18 protein-coding genes are annotated in these 16,456 nt (G+C 66.0%); 12 read left to right on the top strand and 6 right to left on the bottom strand.

Translation table 11 applies throughout. The annotated features are described in order from the left end of the window. Window positions 1-6: 6 nt before the first annotated feature. Both ACMGDH_RS11560 and ACMGDH_RS11565 read right to left on the bottom strand, forming a co-directional pair. Window positions 7-552 carry a hypothetical protein gene (locus ACMGDH_RS11560; RefSeq protein ID WP_436828072.1) on the bottom strand — a complete coding sequence of 182 codons (546 nt, stop codon included), beginning with the start codon at window positions 550-552 and terminating at the stop codon, window positions 7-9. 11 nt (window positions 553-563) lie between these two features. Then, window positions 564-1,280 (bottom strand): AAA family ATPase, encoded by a 717-nt coding sequence (locus ACMGDH_RS11565; RefSeq protein ID WP_436828073.1) that lies wholly within the window; start codon window positions 1,278-1,280, stop codon window positions 564-566. 208 nt (window positions 1,281-1,488) lie between these two features. Here ACMGDH_RS11565 and ACMGDH_RS11570 point away from each other — a divergent pair, with 208 nt between their 5' ends. Both ACMGDH_RS11570 and ACMGDH_RS11575 read left to right on the top strand, forming a co-directional pair. Beyond that, window positions 1,489-2,310 carry a MipA/OmpV family protein gene (locus ACMGDH_RS11570; RefSeq protein ID WP_436828074.1) on the top strand — a complete coding sequence of 274 codons (822 nt, stop codon included), beginning with the start codon at window positions 1,489-1,491 and terminating at the stop codon, window positions 2,308-2,310. Window positions 2,311-2,342: 32 nt separating this feature from the next. After that, entirely contained in the window at window positions 2,343-2,783 is a 441-nt protein-coding gene (locus ACMGDH_RS11575) for a VOC family protein (RefSeq protein WP_436828075.1), read from the top strand. Between the two features lie 4 nt (window positions 2,784-2,787). Here the strand turns inward: ACMGDH_RS11575 and serB are convergent, their stop codons facing one another. Then, the gene (gene serB, locus ACMGDH_RS11580) at window positions 2,788-3,666 is read right to left on the bottom strand and encodes a phosphoserine phosphatase SerB (RefSeq protein ID WP_436828076.1); all 879 of its coding nucleotides are present in this window, start codon (window positions 3,664-3,666) and stop codon (window positions 2,788-2,790) included. 132 nt (window positions 3,667-3,798) lie between these two features. On the opposite strand from serB, the gene miaA reads away from it, so the two are divergent. The 5 genes from miaA (at window position 3,799) to ACMGDH_RS11605 (ending at window position 9,397) form a co-directional block, all read left to right on the top strand. After that, a complete protein-coding gene (miaA, locus tag ACMGDH_RS11585) occupies window positions 3,799-4,719 on the top strand; it encodes a tRNA (adenosine(37)-N6)-dimethylallyltransferase MiaA (protein WP_436828077.1) in 921 nt (306 codons plus the stop codon). A 77-nt stretch (window positions 4,720-4,796) separates the two neighbouring features. Then, window positions 4,797-6,542 (top strand): acetolactate synthase 3 large subunit, encoded by a 1,746-nt coding sequence (locus ACMGDH_RS11590; protein ID WP_436828078.1) that lies wholly within the window; start codon window positions 4,797-4,799, stop codon window positions 6,540-6,542. Between the two features lie 4 nt (window positions 6,543-6,546). Continuing rightward, window positions 6,547-7,062 (top strand): acetolactate synthase small subunit, encoded by a 516-nt coding sequence (gene ilvN, locus ACMGDH_RS11595; RefSeq protein WP_436828079.1) that lies wholly within the window; start codon window positions 6,547-6,549, stop codon window positions 7,060-7,062. A 129-nt stretch (window positions 7,063-7,191) separates the two neighbouring features. Further along, window positions 7,192-8,211, top strand: a complete 1,020-nt coding sequence (gene ilvC, locus ACMGDH_RS11600; protein ID WP_436828080.1) for a ketol-acid reductoisomerase — start codon at window positions 7,192-7,194, stop codon at window positions 8,209-8,211. Between the two features lie 175 nt (window positions 8,212-8,386). Continuing rightward, window positions 8,387-9,397: a winged helix-turn-helix domain-containing protein gene (locus ACMGDH_RS11605; RefSeq protein ID WP_436828081.1), complete on the top strand. Its 1,011-nt coding sequence runs from the start codon at window positions 8,387-8,389 to the stop codon at window positions 9,395-9,397. On the opposite strand, the gene ACMGDH_RS11610 is transcribed toward ACMGDH_RS11605, so the two are convergent. Beyond that, entirely contained in the window at window positions 9,360-9,749 is a 390-nt protein-coding gene (locus ACMGDH_RS11610) for a UrcA family protein (RefSeq protein WP_436828082.1), read from the bottom strand. The two genes, ACMGDH_RS11605 and ACMGDH_RS11610, sit on opposite strands and share 38 nt — an antisense overlap. Before the next feature lie 263 nt (window positions 9,750-10,012). Here ACMGDH_RS11610 and ACMGDH_RS11615 point away from each other — a divergent pair, with 263 nt between their 5' ends. Next, on the top strand, window positions 10,013-10,645 hold the full coding sequence (locus ACMGDH_RS11615) for a YceI family protein (protein ID WP_436828083.1): 633 nt from the start codon (window positions 10,013-10,015) through the stop codon (window positions 10,643-10,645). A gap of 118 nt (window positions 10,646-10,763) precedes the next feature. Here ACMGDH_RS11615 and ACMGDH_RS11620 read toward each other — a convergent pair whose 3' ends face one another. After that, window positions 10,764-13,370: a TonB-dependent receptor gene (locus ACMGDH_RS11620; RefSeq protein WP_436828084.1), complete on the bottom strand. Its 2,607-nt coding sequence runs from the start codon at window positions 13,368-13,370 to the stop codon at window positions 10,764-10,766. 225 nt (window positions 13,371-13,595) lie between these two features. Between ACMGDH_RS11620 and folE the strand changes: the two genes are divergently transcribed. From folE to ACMGDH_RS11640, 4 genes are all read left to right on the top strand, one after another. Further along, window positions 13,596-14,216, top strand: coding sequence for a GTP cyclohydrolase I FolE (folE, locus tag ACMGDH_RS11625; protein WP_436828085.1), 621 nt, complete (start codon window positions 13,596-13,598; stop codon window positions 14,214-14,216). Next, window positions 14,216-14,980, top strand: a complete 765-nt coding sequence (locus ACMGDH_RS11630; protein ID WP_436828086.1) for an SDR family oxidoreductase — start codon at window positions 14,216-14,218, stop codon at window positions 14,978-14,980. Before folE ends, ACMGDH_RS11630 begins: the two co-directional genes overlap by 1 nt. Beyond that, window positions 14,973-15,320, top strand: a complete 348-nt coding sequence (locus tag ACMGDH_RS11635) for a dihydroneopterin aldolase (protein WP_436828087.1) — start codon at window positions 14,973-14,975, stop codon at window positions 15,318-15,320. The genes ACMGDH_RS11630 and ACMGDH_RS11635 overlap by 8 nt, the downstream gene beginning before the upstream one ends. 116 nt (window positions 15,321-15,436) lie before the next feature. Beyond that, window positions 15,437-15,808, top strand: coding sequence for a PRC-barrel domain-containing protein (locus ACMGDH_RS11640; protein WP_436828088.1), 372 nt, complete (start codon window positions 15,437-15,439; stop codon window positions 15,806-15,808). A 35-nt stretch (window positions 15,809-15,843) separates the two neighbouring features. On the opposite strand, the gene ACMGDH_RS11645 is transcribed toward ACMGDH_RS11640, so the two are convergent. After that, window positions 15,844-16,422, bottom strand: a complete 579-nt coding sequence (locus tag ACMGDH_RS11645) for a hypothetical protein (RefSeq protein ID WP_436828089.1) — start codon at window positions 16,420-16,422, stop codon at window positions 15,844-15,846. Between the last annotated feature and the right edge of the window lie 34 nt (window positions 16,423-16,456).

A 16,456-nucleotide genomic window follows, 5' to 3' on the forward strand; every position in this document is an offset into this window, starting at 1 on the left:
ACTTCCTTAAGCATTGTCCTGAACCTGCCCGAGCTGCACCGCGAGCGCCTCGACTTCGTCGAGTGTTGCTAGAAACTGGTCGAGCGCCTGAGTCACGAGCTGCTGCGCAGAACGGCCGCTGACGGCCGATGCGAGCCGCAGCCGCAGATGACGCTCCTGGTCGAGCCGAAGCGTGAAGGCCGCCTTACCCTTCTTGGCCGCGACTTCGCGCGCGACGCGGGCGAGCGCGCCGTCCGGAACCGGCTTGATCTCGATCGGTGCGGGCCGCGGAGCAGGCTCGGGGCGCGCTTCCGCGCTCGCTAGCTGCTCGTCGAGTGCCTCGAGCTGGCGGAGAACCACCGGCTTGCCGACCTGGACGCTGGGGGTCGGCCCTACCGCGACCGGGCGCGGAGTGTGCGATGCCATTCCGTCTCCCATGTCGTCCCAGCCGAGATCGTCGACCGAGGGCGCAGGGTTCATGCCCACGAAGCCCTGCGGGCGCATGGCAGGACGCGCCTGCCCCTTGCGCGCGAGCAGGCCCGAGGAGAGCGAAGCGATAGGCTTGCTGATCATGCCGCCCTCCCTCAGCTCATGACACGGCGGCCGAAGCCGCCGGCCGGACGTCCAGCGCCGAAGTGGCTGACCGGTGCCGCGGGTGCCGCGAACACGGTGCGGCGGAAGTTCTTCTCCAGCCGATCGTTCACATAAGACCAGAGCGCGGCGACTTCGGCAGAGGATTTGCCGTTGGGATCGATCTCCATCACCGTGCGGCCGTCGATCATCGAGGCCGCAAAATCGGTGCGATGGTGGAGCGTGATCGGCGCCACCGTGCCGTGCTGTGAAAGCGCGACCGCGGCTTCGGAAGTGATCCGCGCCTTGGGCGTGGCGGCGTTGACGACGAAGATCAGCGGCTTGCCGGCGCGATCGCACAGATCGACCGTGGCGCCGACTGCGCGAAGATCGTGCGGACTCGGCCGTGTCGGGATCACCACCAGCTCGGCGACTTGGATCACGCTCTGGATCGCCATGGTGATGGCAGGCGGCGTATCGATCACCGCAAGGCGGAAGCCCTGCTGCCGCAATACTTCGAGATCCGCCGCGAGCCGCGCGACCGTGGTCTGCGCGAACGCCGGAAACTCGGTGTCCCGCTCGTTCCACCAGTCGGACAGCGAGCCTTGCGGATCGATGTCGATCAGGACCACGGGTCCCTGGCCAGCCAGCTGAGCCTGCACCGCAAGGTGCCCGCTCAACGTGGTCTTGCCGGACCCGCCCTTCTGCGATGCCATCGCCAGAACGCGCATGAATCCCCTCGAACGTTGCCGAATGCAGTGTCCGGTTTTGCATGGTGGCGGATAAGAATAGGTTAATGCGTGTCACGCCGGGACAGGCCTGCCGCACCTGCGAAATCGGGATATCGTTGCGATTCCGCGGAAAATTGCAAATTCCTGGAATATCGAATAACTTGGTGCGCACTCGCAACAAAATCCGGGGGGCGTCGTTCTTCGCGCGATGATCAAAGCAACTCTGGCCTGTGCGGCCCTCGCCTCTTCGCTCCTCGCCCTCAATCCCGCATTCGCGCAGTCGTCCGACGACGAAGCGGAAAGCAGGACCGAAACCAAGGAGCCGCGACGCTTCCGGGTCGGGGCGGGCCCGCAGTTCGTGCCGAACTACCCCGGCTCGGACAAGCTCATCCTCCAGCCCTTCATCGATTTCTCGATGACGCGCGGCGACAAGCCGTTCGACTTCGAGGCGCCGGACGAGGCCGCCGGGTTCCCGCTGGTGCGCGCCAACGGTTTCGAGGTCGGCCCGGCGTTCCACATCGAGGGCGGCCGCAAGCGTGAAGAAGTCGGTGCGGACCTGGACGAAGTAGATGTTACCGTCGAGCTGGGCGGCTTCGCCCAATATTGGCTCACCCCTGGGTTCCGCTTCCGGATCGACGCGCGTAGGGGCGTCAACGGGCACGAAGGCTGGGTCGGCGATGCCGGCTTCGATCTCGTTGCACGCGACGGAGACGATTGGCTGGTGTCGGTCGGTCCGCGCGTGACTTTCGCCGATCAAAATTATCAGCAGGCCTATTTCGGGGTGAACCCGCGCGAGTCCGCCGCGACAGGACTTCCCCTCTACGATCCCGGCGGCGGCCTCTATTCGGTCGCGGCGACGGTCGGCGCCCAATATCAGTTCACGACGCGCTGGGGTGTCACGAGCTATGCCAAATATGAAAGGCTGCTCGACGATGCCGCGGACTCGCCCGTCGTCGATGCGTTCGGCTCGGCCGATCAGTTCTCGGCCGGGCTCGCGCTGACGTACACCTTTGGCAAGGGAGTGCGTTAGACGTCGGGGGGGCAACCGACGGAGTGGCTGCCATGGCAACTCAGCAAATGCATCTCGGCCGGCTGATCGATCATATCCAGCTGGTGGTACGCGATCTTCCGGCGAGCCGGCGCTTCTACGAGGCGGTATTCGACGCGCTGGACATCCCGCTTTCCGGAAGCGGCGACGACTTCTTCTGGGTGGACGAACTCTTCGTCTCGACGCCCGACAGCGAGGCAGCGGCAGGCGAGCTTACCGGCCGGCACCACATCGCTTTCCAGGCCCGCGACCGCGCCACGGTCGACGCCTTCTACGAGGCCGGACTGGCGGCGGGCGGGCGCGACAATGGCGCGCCCGGCGAGCGCGCCTATCATCCCGGCTATTACGGGGCTTTCCTGCTCGATCCGGACGGCAACAACATCGAAGCGGTCCACCACGGCTCGCCCAAGGAGCGCAGTGCCGATTCGATCGTGGTGACTTTCGAAGCGGGCTGAGGCCTCAGCCCCTCGCCCAGTCTGCGCGCGGGATACCCTGCGCATAGAGCATCGCGGTGAGATCGTTGTGGTCGATCCGCGCACCCGCCGCGGCGGCTACGATCGGCTTGGCGTGGTAGGCGACGCCCAGACCCGCTTGGCGAATCATCGCAAGATCGTTGGCGCCGTCGCCGACTGCCAGCGTCGCGGACGCGGGAATGCCGAACTCCGTCATCGCGCCGAGCAAAGTGCGTTCCTTGGTGGAGGAATCGACGATCGGCTTGGTGACCGCGCCGGTCAGCGCATCGGCGTCGATCAGCAGCTCGTTGGCGATCACTCGATCGAAGCCGATCTGCTCGCCGACCGGTTCGGCGAAGCGCGTGAAGCCGCCGGATACCAGGACCGTCCGCGCGCCGTTCGCCTTCATCGTCTGCACCAGCGTGCGCGCGCCCGGCATCAACTTTACTCGCTCGGCGAGGCAGCGATCGATCGCGTCTGCGCCGAGCCCCTTGAGCAGCGCCACACGCGCGTCGAGCGCTTCCGCGAAATCAAGCTCGCCGCGCATTGCCCGCTCGGTGACCTCGGCAATCTGTGGCTTGATCCCCGCATAGTCGGCGAGCTCGTCGATGCATTCGACGGTGATCATCGTCGAATCCATGTCCGCCACGAGCAGCTTCTTCGCGCGGTCTTCCGCAGGCTGGACGATCACGTCGGCGGCGGGGAAAACCCCTTCCAGCGCGCCGCGCGCGGCTTGCGGGTTCGATGCGAAACGCAGGTCGGCTGCCCTACCCTCATCGAGCCAGACCGGCGTGCCGGGCGCACAACCCACGGCGGCGAGCCGGTCCGCTGCTTCCGAAAGCTGCCCTGCGGCGAGCCCCTCTGCTACAAGCGTCGCGATGAACACATTCAACCCCTTGCTGAAGGACCGCCCTCTCCCCGTTCGCGCTGAGCTTGTCGAAGCGCCCTTCTTTGCTTCGCCCGCGGCACGATCGGAGATCCGCCCTTCGACAAGCTCAGGGCGAACGGAGGTTGGGCGATGACCGACCTCCCAACGGTGGCGCTCATCGCAGGGCCGACCGCGAGCGGCAAGTCCGCTCTCGCGCTCGCGCTCGCCGAGAGGCACCGCGGCACGGTGATCAACGCCGATTCGATGCAGGTCTACGCCGATCTGCGGGTGCTGACGGCGCGGCCGACGCGCGAGGAGGAGCTGCGCGCGCCGCACCGGCTGTTCGGCCATGTCGACGGCGCGGACGCCTATTCGGCGGCGCGCTGGGCAGCCGAGGCGCGCGCGGCGATCACCGAGGCGCACGAGCAAGGCCGCCTGCCGATCCTGGTAGGCGGCACCGGCATGTACCTGCGCACGCTGATCGACGGCATCGCGCCGGTGCCCGAGATCGACCCCGATGTGCGCAAAGCCGTGCGCGCGCTGCCGGTGGCCGAGGCGCACGCCGCGCTCGCACTGGCCGATCCCGAATCCGCGGCGCGCCTGCGGCCCACCGACACGAGCCGAGTGGCGCGGGCGCTGGAAGTGGTGCGCTCGACGGGGCAGACGATCGGCGACTGGCAGACGCACCGCGAAGGCGGGATCGGCAGCGATATCCGTCTTGCTGCGCTCGTCCTGCTGCCCGACCGCGAATGGCTCGGCGAGCGCATCGACCGGCGGTTCGTGACGATGGTCGCGCAGGCGGAAGACGAAGTGCGAGCGCTGCTGGCGCGCACCGACATACCCGCCGATGCTCCCGTGCTCCGTGCGATCGGGGTGCCCGAAGTAGGGGCGATGCTGCGGGGCGAGATCGAGCGCGAGGCTGCCGTTGCCGAGGGTGCGGCCGCGACGCGCCAATATGCCAAGCGGCAATACACCTGGTTCCGCCGCCAGCCGCCTGAGCACTGGAAGCGCACGGGCGAGACAGAAACCAACAAACTACTCGAACAATTCGAAACAAAATTACCGCAATAAGGCTTGACGCGCAGTTTTCGTACCGGTAGCAGCGCCGCTCCGGCAATGTTATGTGCGTTGCAGCAATGGAGGTTCCAGTGGTCGAGAAGAGCGGAGCAGACATCCTGATCGAGGCGTTGAGCGACCTCGGTGTGGAAGTCGTGTTCGGCTATCCCGGCGGCGCGGTGCTTCCGATCTACGACGCGCTGTTCAAGCAGGACCGGATCAAGCACATCCTGGTGCGCCACGAGCAGGCCGCGACTCACGCCGCCGAGGGCTATGCCCGCTCGACCGGCAAGCCCGGCGTGGTGCTGGTCACCTCGGGCCCCGGCGCGACCAACGCCGTCACCGGCATCACCGACGCGCTGATGGACTCGATCCCGATGGTGGTGATCACCGGCCAGGTGCCGACCGCCCTCATCGGCACCGACGCCTTCCAGGAAGCCGACACAGTGGGCATCACGCGCCACTGCACCAAGCACAATTATCTGGTGAAATCGCCCGAGCGGCTGGGCAGCATCGTCCATGAGGCGTTCCACATCGCTACTTCGGGCCGCCCCGGCCCGGTGGTGATCGACATCCCCAAGGACGTGCAGGTCGCCACCGCGCGCTACGAGGCGCCGGGGCCGATCCAGCACAAGACCTATCGCCCGCAGACTGAGCCCGACGCGGCGAAGATCCAGGAAGCGGTCGACATGCTCGCCGCGGCCGAGCGCCCGATATTCTACACCGGCGGCGGGATCATCAACTCGGGACCCGAGGCCACGCGGCTGCTGCGCGAGCTCGCCGCGCTCACCGGCGCGCCGGTCACCTCGACGCTGATGGGCCTGGGCGCCTTCCCCGCCTCTTCGGACCAGTGGCTGGGCATGCTCGGCATGCACGGCACCTACGAAGCCAATTGGGCGATGAACAAGGCGGACCTGATCATCGCGTTCGGCTCGCGCTTCGACGATCGTGTCACCGGCCGGCTCGACGCCTTTGCGCCGAACTCGCGGAAAGTGCACATCGACATCGATCGGTCGAGTGTGAACAAGAATGTCCGCGTCGATCTGCCGATCATCGCCGACGTGGGCAAGGCGCTCGCCGCGATGATCGAAAGCTGGAAGGCGCGGAGCCATCCCAAGCCCGACCTCACCGAATGGTGGAGCCGGATCAACGGCTGGCGTGCCAAGCGCTGTCTCGATTTCGAGGACCGCAAGGACGCGATCATGCCGCAGCGGGCGATCCGCGCGCTCTATGAGGCGACCAAGGACCGCGCACCGATCATCTCCACCGAAGTGGGCCAGCACCAGATGTGGGCCGCGCAGCATTTCGGGTTCGAGGTGCCCAACAAATGGCTCACGAGCGGAGGCCTTGGGACCATGGGCTATGGCCTGCCCGCCGCGATCGGCGCGCAGCTCGGCAACCCCGATGCGCTGGTGATCGACATCGCCGGCGAGGCTTCGATCCAGATGAACATCCAGGAGCTGGCGACCGCGACCCAATATCGCCTGCCGGTCAAGATCTTCATCCTGAACAACGAATATATGGGCATGGTCCGCCAGTGGCAGGAGCTGACCTATCAGTCGCGCTATTCGGAGAGCTACAGCGATGCGCTCCCCGATTTCGTGAAGCTCGCCGAGGCCTATGGCTGGAAGGGTATCAAGATCGAGGGCCGGCAGGAGCTGGAACCCGGTATTGCCGAAATGCTGGCCTATGACGGGCCGGTGCTGGTCGATTGCCGGGTGGCCAAGCTCGCCAACTGCTTCCCGATGATCCCGTCGGGCGCGGCGCACACCGAAATGCTCCTCCAGGCCGCCGAAGTCTCCGGCGAGATGGACGACGAAGCCAAGGCGCTGGTCTAAGCACATGCACATCAAGGAAGAAAACCAGGAGCGGCACACGCTCGCCGTGATCGTGGACAACGAGCCGGGCATCCTCGCCCGAATCGCGGGCCTGTTCACCGCGCGTGGCTACAACATCGAGAGTCTGACGGTGAGCGAGATCACCGACGACAATCTCATCAGCCGCATCACCATCGTCACTTCGGCCTCGGCGCCGGTGATGGAGCAGATCATCGCCCAGCTCGAACGGCTGGTGCCGGTGCACAAGGTGACCGACCTCACTGCCTTCGGCCCGCACGTCGAGCGCGAGCTGGCGCTGGTGAAGGTCGCGGGTACGGGGGATCACCGGATCGAGGCGCTGCGCCTCGCCGAAGTCTATCGCGCCCGCGTGGTGGACGCGACGATCTCGAGCTTCGTGTTCGAAGTCACCGGCGGCACCGAGAAGATCGACAAGTTCGTCGAGCTGATGCGCGAGGTCGGCCTGGTCGAGGTCGCGCGCACCGGCGTGGTGGCGATTTCCCGCGGAAAAGACGCGGCCTAGAGTTCACACCAACCAACCCGTCACCCCCGCGAAAGCGGGGGACCATCTCCTGCGGGTTCGGCAAGATCAAACGGCAGGAGATGGATCCCCGCTTCCGCGGGGATGACGACAGAAAGGAAAGCGGAAAAAATGCGTGTCTACTACGATCGCGATGCCGATCTGAACCTGATCACCGGAAAGAAGATCGCCATCCTCGGCTATGGTTCGCAGGGCCATGCCCATGCGCAGAACCTGCGCGACAGCGGCGTCAAGGAAGTCGCGATCGCGCTTCGCCCCGGATCGGCCTCGGCGAAGAAGGCCGAGGATACCGGCTTCAAGGTGATGAGCAACAAGGAAGCGGCCGGCTGGGCCGACATCCTGATGATCCTCGCCCCCGACGAGCATCAGGCCGGCATCTGGGACGCGGACCTCAAGGGCAACATGAAGCCCGGCGCCGCGCTCGCCTTCGCACATGGTCTCAACGTCCATTTCGGCCTGATCGAGCCGCCCGCGGACATCGACGTGATCATGATCGCGCCCAAGGGTCCCGGCCACACCGTGCGCAGCGAATATGTGCGCGGCGGCGGCGTGCCGTGCCTGATCGCGATCCATCAGGATTCGACCGGCAACGCGCACGACGTGGCGCTCGCCTATGCATCGGGCGTCGGCGGCGGCCGCTCGGGCATCATCGAGACCAACTTCAAGGAAGAGTGCGAGACCGATCTGTTCGGTGAGCAGGCCGTGCTGTGCGGCGGAATCACGCACCTGATCCAGGCGGGTTTCGAGACGCTGGTCGAGGCGGGCTATGCCCCCGAGATGGCCTATTTCGAGTGCCTCCACGAGACCAAGCTGATCGTCGACCTGCTCTATGAGGGCGGCATCGCCAACATGCGCTACTCGATCTCGAACACCGCCGAGTACGGTGACATCAAGACCGGGCCGCGCATCATCACCGACGAGACCAAGGCCGAGATGAAGCGCGTGCTGGCGGACATCCAGTCGGGCCGCTTCGTCAAGGATTTCGTCCTCGACAACCGCGCCGGCCAGCCCGAGCTCAAGGCATCGCGCAAGGCGGCCGCAGCGCACCCGATCGAGCAGGTCGGCACCGAGCTGCGTGCGATGATGCCGTGGATCAGCGCCAACAAGCTGGTCGACAAGGACAAGAATTGATCCTGCCGGGCGCTGCGCCCGGCGACAGGCAAACGAAGAGCCCCTCCCTCACCGGAGGGGCTTTTTGTTGGCGCGAACACCCGGCCTCGCCCACGCCACCGCCTGGCAGTTGTTGCGCGCGCTGCTTCGCCCTATCCTGAAGCGAAACTCTGGTGGGATTCGTACCGATGCCAGGATGCTCCGCACGCGAGACCCACTTCCGGCAGGGGCCGGCCATGCCGCCTTCAGCCGCATGAACGACATGCAGAACCTTCTTCGGGTCGATCTTGCCCGCGAGCCGGATTTCGCGCTCGGCGGCGCCACGGTGCAGCCGTCGTCTCGAGAGATCGTCTTCGATGGCGCGCGCGAGACGGTGGAGCCCCGAGTGATGCAGGTGCTCGTGGCGCTTGCCCGTCGACCCGGCGAGGTGATGAGCCGCGACGCGCTGATCCAGCAATGCTGGGAGGGGCGGATCGTCGGCGAGGACGCGATCAATCGCTGCCTCGCCAAGGTGCGGCGGCTCACCGAGCGCATGCAGGGCGTGACGCTCGAGACGATCCCCCGGGTGGGGTACCGCCTCACCGAGATGGCCGGCGCTGAGCGCAAGATGCCGCGGCAATCGCGGAAGCGGGTAGCGCTCGTCGCGATCGGCCTGGGGCTGGTTCTCGCCCTGCTCGCTGTCCTCGGCTTCAGCATGACGCAACGGGCCTCTCCCCCCACCTTTGCCGTCCTTCCCTTTACCAGCCTCAACCCGGGCGAGGAGATGCACCTGTTCGGGAAGAGCATCGGCGCCGCGACTGCCGCAGCGCTGAACCGCGCAGGCATGCCGCTTGCCTCGATCGCGCCGCTGCCGGCCAGGGCCGAGAACAATCCTGCCGACATCGGGCGCGCGCTTGGGGCCGACTATGTCGTCTCGGGCAGCGTTCGGCGGGAGGGCGACGTGGTGCGCGCAATCGCCCGGGTGGATCGGGTGGACAGCCGCATCACGGTCTATTCGCGCGTCTTCGAAACGCCTGCCAGCGAGATGCGCCGGCTTCCGGACATGGTGGCCGCCGGGATGGCGCAGGCGATCGCATCAAGGATCGTCACCACCGCTGGCACGTCCGATCCGACGAGGCTCCGCGCGCCTCGTCGGATGCTTGAAGATGGCGGCCCCGGTCGGTCTGAGGTCAGCGAGCACCCACGCCGAGGGATTGTGCCGGCTTAGCGACCTCGGGCGATTGCTTTTCGAGCCACGCGGCCCGAACGCGCGGGGAGCCGAGCTCGAGCGTGCTGCCCTCCATCGCCGCGGCCTTGCATCGGCGATACTCGCGTTCCTTTGCCACTCCCACATGATCCCTGCTCATGACGCCGAACGGTTTGCCGCCGCAGGCCTTTGTCGCGGCAACGTCGAGCCGGGCCAGCATCGCACGCGCACCGGCATCGCTATCGAGATCGAGATCGTCGTAGCGAACGCCGATTTCGGCCACGATCCGCGGATCCGTTACCTGTGCGCTTGCGGCGCCGATGATGATCGCGGCGCCCAGCCCGGCGCCGAGCACAATCGATATGGACTTCATGACATGCCTCCTGATCGCATCTGCAGTCCACCGAGGGACGCAGGAACAGCAAAGGCGTCGGCAGGCGCGTTCGAAAGGACATGCCACCGACCACTTACCGACTGGCGACCGACCTTTTGCCGACCAGACGAGGATTGGTGGGAAGCGTTAGCTCCTTCTCTAGCCGTCCCTTCTGAACTGAAACCTTGCGTTTCCCCTTGGCTGATTTGACGCGGTCGAGGCCGACGGCCAGATTGCGCGCCTCAAGCAACAGGAGCCCCCCGATGCGCATCCGCACCATCGCCCTTGCGGCCTTCTTCGCCGTCGCCACGCCCGCCATCGCCTATCAGGCCGCCCAGGTGCCCGGCGCCAAGGACCCGGCCCGCGTCGCCGCGGGCACCTATGCCGTCGATCCCAGCCACACGCTCGTCGGCTGGCGCGTCAGCCACTTCGGTTTCAACGACTATTTCGGCATCTTCGGCGACGCGACCGGCACGCTGACGCTCGATCCGAAGAACCCCGCGGCTTCGAAGGTGGACATCACTCTCCCCGTCTCGAAGGTAACCACGGCCAACCCCGACCTCACCAAACACCTGCTCAAGCCCGCCGAGGCCGGCAAAAAACCCGATTTCTTCGGCCCCAGCCCCGCCGATGCGCGCTTCGTCTCCAAGCGGGTGACGGTGGACGGCCAGGAAGCCAAGATCCTCGGCGACCTGACGCTCAACGGCGTGACGCGCGAAGTAACGCTCGACGCCGAATTCAGCGGCGCGGGCACCAATCCCTACAACAAGAAGGAAACCGTCGGCTTCGAGGCCGAGACCACGATCAAGCGCTCGGATTTCGGCATCGTCTTCGGCATCCCCGCGGTCTCGGACGAAGTCGAGCTCGACATCAGCGTCGCCTTCGAGAAGCAGTAAGGCGCGGTTTTCCAAGCCTGATCGTCACCCCCGCGAAAGCGTGATGACGGTGGAGAGCGTAAGGCAAAGGGCCGGAGCATCGCTGCCCCGGCCCTTTCGTCTTGCGCGTCCCGCCGGGTCAGAAGCCGAAGCGCAGCCGCGCGCCGTAGAAGCGCGGATAGCCGGGATAGCCGTTGAAGTTGCCCGTCTGCTCGGGGACGGCGAAGCCGCTGATATAGTAGAAGGTGTTGGTGAGGTTCTCGACGAACACCTCGCCGCGGATCTTTCCGTCGTTCGATTGCAGGCCGATGCTGCCGTTGACCAGCGCATAGCCTTCGTTGCGGATCGCAGTGCGGCCCGTCACCGGATCGGGATTGCTCGACGGGATGTCGACTTCGCTGTTGTAGCGGAAATCGATGTGGAGGAGCCCCTTGATCGCGCTCGAAACCTGCGGCTCCCAGGTCATCGCACCCGTTATCGTGTGCAGCGGCTGGTTGTTGAACTGCTGGCCTTCCTGCCCCTGTAGCGGCGTGCCGGTAAAGTCGTTCGATTCGTCATATTCGGCGCTGATGTAGCTGTAGCCGAGCTGGAAGGTCAGATCGCGCGCCGGCCGGATCGTCGATTCGATCTCCACGCCCTTGCTGGTGCTCTTGTCGACATTCTGCACGACGAAGCTGTTGCCCGCGAACACCAGCGACTGCAGCCCATAGAAATTCATGTAGAAGGCCGCGACATTGAACGAGAAGGCGCGGCTCGGGCTGGCCTTCAGCCCGATTTCGAACGAGTCGTTGGTCTCGGCGTCGAAGCGCAGGTCCGATCCCTGCGCGCCATTGCCGCCGAAAATTACCGAGTCGAACGTCGCCTGGTCGAGGTTGTAGCCACCCGATTTGTACCCTCGATCATAGCCCGCATAGGCGAGCAGGTCCTCGGAGAACTTGTACGCGATCTTTGCCGTGCCAGTGATCGCGTCATCGGTGAAATCGTCGGTGTAATTGCCGTTGAACTCGCTGCTTACCGCCGGATTGCAGCTCAGCAGGAACAGGTTCTGGTACAGCGCGGAGCTCGCGCCCTGGATCAGCGCGCGATAGGTCGCCGCGCGCGGGTCGGCGCTGAAGAAGAAATTGCACGCAGGGGTGGTGTTGTTGATCGAAGCGTCGAGCTTCTTCGATTCATGGTTCCAGCGCGCGCCGAGCGTCAGCGACAGCTTGTCGGTGACGTTGATGATGTTGTGGGTGAACAGCGCGAAGGCATTGGTCTTCACGCTGAAATCGTCGTTGTTGTTCCCCGATCCTGCCGGGTTCCCGGTCAGCGGCGTGTTGAGATAGGCGAACAGGGGCGATCCCACCGGCGCGATGTCGCGCAGCCGGACGGGCGGCAGGCCGGCGGCGGGCGGCGGCGCTACGATCGGGTTCTGGGCGAGCAGCACCTGGCCGAACAGCGGCGCGCTGGTTCCCAGCGATCCGAAGAACTGCGCGCCCGTCGGCAGCGCGGGCGAGCGAGTCGCGCCGTTGAGCGCCGCGTCGACATAAAGGTTGGCGTCGTTGCCGAAGCGCACCGTGTCGCGCAGCTTGTTCGACTCGTTGAGGTAGAAGCCGCCGACCAGCCAGTCGAGCACGCCCCCGAACGCCGAGCCCTGGAAGCGGAGTTCCTGGGTGAAGTCCTTGAGCTCGGTGCGATAGCCGTCGCGATAGGCGCGATCGATTCCCGAGAAGTCGATGTCCTGGTTCCGGAGCGCACGCCAGTTGCGATAGGCTGTGATCGACGTCAGCTTGGCACCGCCCAGATCCCAGTTGAGCTCGCCCGAGACGCCCCAGTCGCGAACCCGCTCGGCATAGTCGCGGTTGGGCGACATCGCCTGGATGCGGTCGCTCGGCGGACCGGTGTAGATGCCCGTGCGGCCCTGTGCCGCCGCGATGCCGTTGATCACCTGGGCCAGCGGACCGCGCACGACGGACACCGTCCCGCAGCACTGCTCGTCGGTCTCGTAATAGTCGCCGATCAGACGAAAGGTGACGTCGCCGCTGTCGAACAGCGCCTGGCCGCGAACGTTCCAGCGATCGATGTCGTTGAGCCGGCGGTCGCTGTTGGCGTCCTTGATATAGCCGTCGCGCTTGCGATAGCCGCCGTCGACGCGCAGCGCGAGCCGCTCGCTCACCGGCCCGGTGACTGCGCCGCGAACGCCATAGGCGTTGTAGTTGCCGTACATGCCCTCGACATAGCCGCCGAGCTCGAACTTGGGCTGCGCGGTGTAGATGCTGAGCGCGCCGGCCGACGTGTTGCGCCCGAACAGCGTGCCCTGCGGCCCGCGCAGCACTTCGATCCGCTCGAGCTCGGGCAATTCGGAGATCGCCACGCCCGCGCGGGCGCGGAACACGCCATCGATGAACACGCCCACCGCAGGCTCGAAGCCGGGATTGTCGCCCCCGGTGGTAATGCCGCGGATATAGATCGTCGTGCCCGTCGCCGAGGACTGGCCGGTCGAGGTCTGGATCGATGGAGCGAGCTGTTCCAGGTCGCGGACGTTCTCGACTCCGGCGTTCTGCAGTAGCTCGGGGCCGATCGCGGTGATCGCGATCGGCACGTCCTGCACGGTCTCGTTGCGGCGGGTGGCGGTGACGACGATCTCGTTCGCGCCTTGATAGTCCTCGGCCCCGGACTGTGGATCGGCCGGCGTTTCCTGCGCATAGACGGGCGCGATGGCGAACAACGACAGCGCAGTCGCGGCCAGCAAGTCGAACTTCTTCATGGGAATCCCCTCTCCTGCCCCTGTGCCGGCCGTACTCGGTCTCGGCGTTGCTTTTATTTCTCTTGCAACTATCGCTGCATTTCCCGAGCCCCGTCAACGGGCATGAACCGCGGAACTCTGCGGTTTCCCGCCGCTCTCGGTTGGCAGGCGCAAGGGGCCGCGGCGCTCGCAACCGGCAAATGGCGGTTGCCGTAACGTCAGATCGCATCGGAAAAGGCAGGAATGATGGCGGAAATTTTTGACGGTTCGGAAGATGGCGATCTCGTCGCCCCGCCGGCCAAGCTGCCCGTCCCTCCCGAAGTGGCCGAAGCGGTCCGTACGATCCTCCGCTGGGCGGGCGACGATCCCATGCGCGAGGGTCTGCTCGACACGCCCGAGCGCGTCGCCCGCGCTTGGAAGGAATATTGCCAGGGCTATGACGAGGACCCCGCGCACCACCTCTCGCGCGTGTTCGAGGAAGTCGGCGGCTATGACGAGATCGTGCTGCTGAAGGACATTCCCTTTCAGTCGCACTGCGAGCACCATATGGCGCCGATCATCGGCAAGGCTTCGATCGCCTACCTTCCCAAGGACCATGTCGTCGGCATCTCCAAGCTCGCGCGCGTGCTCCACGCCTTCGCGCGCCGCCTGCAGGTGCAGGAGCGGCTGACTGCCGAAGTCGCCGACTGCATCTGGAACGGGCTCAAGCCCGTGGGCGTAGCGGTGGTGATCGAGGCGACGCACGCCTGCATGACCGCGCGCGGGGTGCGCACGCCCGGCGTGGGCATGGTCACCAGCCGGATGATGGGCGTTTTCCGCGATGATGAGCGCAGCCGGCAGGAAGTGCTCAAGCTGATGGGCTACTGATGCGTGTTCTGGTGACGGGTGGCTCGCGGCGGATCGGCGCGGCGATCGCCCGCCGCCTCGCGCTGCGCGGCCACGGCGTGGCGATCCACCACCATCATTCGCCCGACGAAGCCGAAGCACTGCGCACGCAGATCGAAGCCGAGGGCGGCCGCGCCTGCGTGGTCGGCGGCGAGCTCGCTGAGGCGGAGACTGCGCCCGCGCTGATCGCCGCGGCGCGCGAGGGGCTGGACGGGCCCATCGAGGGGCTGGTCAACAATGCCTCGCTGTTCGCATTCGACGCGCTTCCGCTCACCGGCTTCGCGCTGCTCGACCGTCACATGCGCGTGAACTGCGGCGCCCCGGTCGCGCTCGCCTCGGCGCTCGCGGCGCAGGAGGACCTCGCGGAGGGCGCGGTGGTCAATTTGCTCGACCAGAAGCTGGCCAACCTCAACCCCGATTTCTTCACCTACACGCTCAGCAAGGCCGCGCTCGCCACTGCGACCGAGCTGATGGCACGCGCGCTGGCGCCGCGTATCCGCGTCAACGCCGTCTCGCCCGGCCTCACCCTCCCCAGCCTCGACCAGAGCGCCGAAGCGTTCGCCGAGCATGCGCGGCAGAACCTCCTCCAGCGCCCCGTAGCGCTTGCCGACGTCGCCTCGACGGTCGAGCAGCTGCTCACGACGCCGAGCATCACCGGGCAGAACATCTTCGTCGACTGCGGCCAGCGCTTCCTGCCGCGCGACGGCGACGTGATGTTCGAGGGGCGGGAGCGGCCGAATGGCTGAATACACGATCCTGCTCGAGGGTCTGGACGTGCCGATGGGGCTCGGCATCCACCCCCAGGAGCGCGCGGCGCCCCAGCGCGTGGTGCTGAGCGTCGCGATGACCTGCCGCTACGACGCAGCGCCCGAAGACAGGATCGAAGCGGTGATCGATTATGATTTCCTGCGCGAGGGCATCCGCACCCTCGCCGCATCGCGCCATTTCGAGCTCCAGGAGACGCTGTGCGACGCCGTCGCCGCGCTCGCGCTCGCCGACCCCCGCGTGGTCCAGGTCCGCGTGCGTTCGATGAAGCCGGACATCTATCCCGACGCCCAGATCGGCTGCGAAGTGGTGCGTCCCTAGCCTCGGCGCGAACGCCGCACGCCCTGGCTCTTCGCTCGCCCGCGCCGTCATCACGCGGTCATCCGCTGCGTTGAAGCTGTTCCTGCGGGCGGGGCGAGTCTCGGGAGACGAGCCAGATGAACGACACCAACATCGCAACCGACGAAACCGACGCGCTGATCGCGTCGAACAAGGTCGAAGGCACCGCGGTCTACGACCGTGACGGCGAGAAGCTCGGCAGCATCTACAACTTCATGGTCGACAAGCGCTCGGGCAATGTGGAGTATGCCGTGCTCCAGTTCGGCGGACTCTTCGGGCTCGGCAGCGACTATTATCCGCTGCCCTGGGACAAGCTGACCTATGACACCGATCAGGGCGGCTATGTCGTCGATCTGGACCGCGAAGTTCTCGAAGCCGCGCCCAAATATGCAGCGGGCGAGGAACCCCGCTACGACCGCGAATATAACGAGCGGGTCTACGGCTATTACGGCCTGACCTATCCGGTCTGACGCGAGACGCGCCGCTCCGGCTCAGCCGGGGCGGCTCACCCCGCGGTCAGCGCCACATATTCGACGGCGAAATAGCCGATCTGATACACCAGCGCGCAGACGGCCAGCACCAGATGCGCGCGGCTGCGTCGCAGCGTCATGCCGAGCACTGCGATGGCCAGCGTCGCAAGCGTGTGGATAGGATAGGCCGCGCCCAGCGCATGCCAGCGCGCGCCGCCCTTGAGCGCGGTGTCGCCGAGATCGACCAGCGCGATCAACCCGATCAGCCCGAAGAACCAGTAGCGGCGGTCCAGCAGATAGGCCTCGTAGCTGCCATAGTCGCGCAGATCCTTGGGGAACAGCAGCGACGACAGCATGAAATAGAGCGAGCAATAGCTGATAATGAACAGATAGCCGCCGAAGCTCCAGCGCGGCACCGCGGAGAGCGCGAATTCCCACCACCAGAAAGTGACGATCGAAACCAGCGCCCAGACGACCCACAACATATGGACCCAGGACCAGCGACGACGCTTCGGATGCTCGATGATCGACGCGATACCGGTCAGCAGCGTCGTGATGCCGAGCCCGAGGATGATGCTCAGGACGACCCGGATGTGCGGATAGAGCTGGTCCATATGCGATCATGCCCTGCCGAATGAACGGCAATTG

The sequence above is a fragment of the Sphingomonas radicis genome (assembly GCF_051400635.1).
In the GTDB taxonomy this organism is placed as follows: domain Bacteria; phylum Pseudomonadota; class Alphaproteobacteria; order Sphingomonadales; family Sphingomonadaceae; genus Sphingomonas.

What these genes read in the sequence shown, in the direction of transcription:
- ACMGDH_RS11570 (WP_436828074.1), top strand. Translation starts at nt 1,489, where the DNA reads ATGATCAAAGCAACTCTGGCCTGTGCGGCCCTCGCCTCTTCGCTCCTC.
- ilvC (WP_436828080.1), top strand. Translation starts at nt 7,192, where the DNA reads ATGCGTGTCTACTACGATCGCGATGCCGATCTGAACCTGATCACCGGA.
- ACMGDH_RS11635 (WP_436828087.1), top strand. Translation starts at nt 14,973, where the DNA reads ATGGCTGAATACACGATCCTGCTCGAGGGTCTGGACGTGCCGATGGGG.
- ACMGDH_RS11645 (WP_436828089.1), bottom strand. Translation starts at nt 16,422, where the DNA reads ATGGACCAGCTCTATCCGCACATCCGGGTCGTCCTGAGCATCATCCTC.
- ACMGDH_RS11615 (WP_436828083.1), top strand. Translation starts at nt 10,013, where the DNA reads ATGCGCATCCGCACCATCGCCCTTGCGGCCTTCTTCGCCGTCGCCACG.
- miaA (WP_436828077.1), top strand. Translation starts at nt 3,799, where the DNA reads ATGACCGACCTCCCAACGGTGGCGCTCATCGCAGGGCCGACCGCGAGC.
- ACMGDH_RS11620 (WP_436828084.1), bottom strand. Translation starts at nt 13,370, where the DNA reads ATGAAGAAGTTCGACTTGCTGGCCGCGACTGCGCTGTCGTTGTTCGCC.
- ilvN (WP_436828079.1), top strand. Translation starts at nt 6,547, where the DNA reads ATGCACATCAAGGAAGAAAACCAGGAGCGGCACACGCTCGCCGTGATC.
- ACMGDH_RS11575 (WP_436828075.1), top strand. Translation starts at nt 2,343, where the DNA reads ATGGCAACTCAGCAAATGCATCTCGGCCGGCTGATCGATCATATCCAG.
- ACMGDH_RS11565 (WP_436828073.1), bottom strand. Translation starts at nt 1,280, where the DNA reads ATGCGCGTTCTGGCGATGGCATCGCAGAAGGGCGGGTCCGGCAAGACC.
- ACMGDH_RS11610 (WP_436828082.1), bottom strand. Translation starts at nt 9,749, where the DNA reads ATGAAGTCCATATCGATTGTGCTCGGCGCCGGGCTGGGCGCCGCGATC.
- ACMGDH_RS11630 (WP_436828086.1), top strand. Translation starts at nt 14,216, where the DNA reads ATGCGTGTTCTGGTGACGGGTGGCTCGCGGCGGATCGGCGCGGCGATC.
- ACMGDH_RS11640 (WP_436828088.1), top strand. Translation starts at nt 15,437, where the DNA reads ATGAACGACACCAACATCGCAACCGACGAAACCGACGCGCTGATCGCG.
- ACMGDH_RS11560 (WP_436828072.1), bottom strand. Translation starts at nt 552, where the DNA reads ATGATCAGCAAGCCTATCGCTTCGCTCTCCTCGGGCCTGCTCGCGCGC.
- ACMGDH_RS11605 (WP_436828081.1), top strand. Translation starts at nt 8,387, where the DNA reads ATGCTCCGCACGCGAGACCCACTTCCGGCAGGGGCCGGCCATGCCGCC.
- folE (WP_436828085.1), top strand. Translation starts at nt 13,596, where the DNA reads ATGGCGGAAATTTTTGACGGTTCGGAAGATGGCGATCTCGTCGCCCCG.